This window comes from Trichloromonas sp., assembly GCF_041583255.1.
GTDB lineage: Bacteria > Desulfobacterota > Desulfuromonadia > Desulfuromonadales > Trichloromonadaceae > Trichloromonas.
The window spans coordinates 1-1,966 of the sequence record NZ_JBFHGD010000315.1; the positions used below are offsets into that span (position 1 = coordinate 1).

4 protein-coding genes are annotated in these 1,966 nt (G+C 63.0%); all 4 read right to left on the reverse strand.

The genetic code is table 11. The annotated features are described in order from the left end of the window. Window positions 1-192 precede the first annotated feature (192 nt). Window positions 193-606 (reverse strand): SseB family protein, encoded by a 414-nt coding sequence (locus ABYV89_RS16175; RefSeq protein ID WP_432823966.1) that lies wholly within the window; start codon window positions 604-606, stop codon window positions 193-195. Then, a complete protein-coding gene (locus ABYV89_RS16180) occupies window positions 582-725 on the reverse strand; it encodes a hypothetical protein (protein ID WP_432823967.1) in 144 nt (47 codons plus the stop codon). The genes ABYV89_RS16175 and ABYV89_RS16180 overlap by 25 nt, the downstream gene beginning before the upstream one ends. Further along, window positions 716-1,015, reverse strand: a complete 300-nt coding sequence (cowN, locus tag ABYV89_RS16185; RefSeq protein ID WP_432823968.1) for a N(2)-fixation sustaining protein CowN — start codon at window positions 1,013-1,015, stop codon at window positions 716-718. Before cowN ends, ABYV89_RS16180 begins: the two co-directional genes overlap by 10 nt. Window positions 1,016-1,036: 21 nt before the next feature. Next, on the reverse strand, window positions 1,037-1,966 hold a 930-nt coding region (locus ABYV89_RS16190; protein ID WP_432823969.1), incomplete at its 5' end, for a nitrogen fixation protein NifQ.

Here is a 1,966-nt window from a genome sequence, read left to right on the forward strand (position 1 = left end):
AACCCGGTGCCCGACAACCCCGCCCCCTCACTTCGCCGACCGCTGCTGCAGCCGGCCCTTTCCTTCACCTGGGACGTCCTCCTCTTCCATCGCCCGACCAGCGGCCGCGAGGCCTTCGGCATCACCCTGATCCTGGCGGCGATTTTCCTCGGATCAAGACGGCAGTAGGCCGGTCGCCGGAAACCGGGCAGGCTATCCCTGCCCGCCCGTCTCTTCGTTGCACTCCTTGACCACATCCTTCAGCCAGGCGATCTCCTCGGGAACGAACTCCTTGGAGAAGTCGGTGCCGACATTCACCGCCCAGTGCAGGTTCGGGGGGGTCATTTCGGCGATGGCGTAGCCGGGAAAGACCACGTAGCTGACCGACTCCCTGGCCCAGGCGGTCAGGCGCTCTTTGCTGTCGAAGAGCATCATGTAGTGCTTGCCGTCGGATTCGAGCAGGATCGGTGAGATGGCGTCATTTTCCGAGACCTCGGTCTTGCCGGCCTTGGCTTCCTCGTCCATGGTGGGAACATAGAAGAGGGTATTGAGCACCAGGTCGTAATACTGGGCGTGTTCGTTTTCATCCTGGATGAACTTTTTCAGGGCCTGGTCGAGGAGGGACATGTGCGGGTCCTTTCACGGGGAATGTATTTGGGGGATCGACCGGCGCCGGAGGGCTTTACCGGCAGGTCGGCGATCTGCTGGAACGAGGTGCGGATGGTGCCGATCGATGTCAGCAGCATTCTCGCTCGATCTGGTCGAGCAGGGTGAGCGCTTCTGCGTCCTCGTATTCCTCAAAAATTTCATACAGGTTGTTGATATAGGTGTGGATCAGGAAAAGTTCGTCGATACAGCGGCCGTTATTCTCCTGCGGCTTGCCGACCTGGGCCAGCTTCTCTTTGAATTTTTCCCAGAAGGCGTTGGTTCGGTCCGGGTCGTCGATGTGTCGGCGCAGCATCGTCATCAGCTGTTTCGAGTTTCCTTCACAGTCGATATTATGGTAGCTGACGTAGCGGTCTTTTTTGCACGGCATAGGTAAGGCTCCTGTTTTTGCTCAGTCGGGGGCAAAGCAGAGGGCGTAGTCGCTGCAGACTCCGCAGTTGGGCGATTTGCACAGGCTGCCGCCGGTCTGGTCGCAAACCTGCTTGAACAGGAAGCGTTTCCAGCGCATCCCCTGGTGGTTGGCGGCCACCAGAGAAGGGAGGTGGCGGCGGATGCCGGCGGTCAGTTCGGGGCGCTCGAACAGTCCCATGGCGACCCAGAGATGGCCGGGATGGGCGGCGCGGGCGGCGAGGATGCGGGCCAGCCAGAGGGCGGTCTGAATCTCCTTGCCGCTGCCGTCCTTGGGAACGTGCGAGAAAAGTATCGCCAGGACATCGACGTTGGCCTCGGGGGGCGCTTGCAACGCGGATTCCTGGCGGGGGGCGAGCAGCCCGGGGTCGACTCCCGGAAAATGGCTTTTCAGCAGGGAGGCGAGTTCCTGCCGGGTCAGGCCGAGCGCCTCGGAGGTCTCGTAGGGTTCGGCGGCGGCCACGGCGAGCAGGCAGGCGAAGAGCTGGCGGTCTTCGCTGGAGATTCCGGCGGGGGCGGGGGTGTCCATCAGCGCACGGTAGATCGGGTTGTCGGCAGTGACGCGAGGGGCGTGATCCTCTTCGCTGGTCGGACTCAGGCTGTGCACGGCGCTGCCGCTGCGGGCGCTCTGTACCGCCGCATGCAATGCTTCCACGGCGAGGGTGGCGCAATAGCTGCGTTCTTCCGGGAGGCCTTTGAGGGCGGTGTCCACCATGGCGTCATCGATGGCCAGGGCCGCATCGAGAGGACGGCCTTCGGCCAGTTCTGCGGCGGCGGCGCAGGCGGCGATGGTGAAGCCGCAGCCGAAGACCTGGAAGCGGATTTCTTTCACCCGGTCGTCTTGTTGGCGCAATGTGAAGCGCACCGCCAGACGTGTGCCGGCTTCGCCGGCGTTCAGGCCGACTTCTCCGGT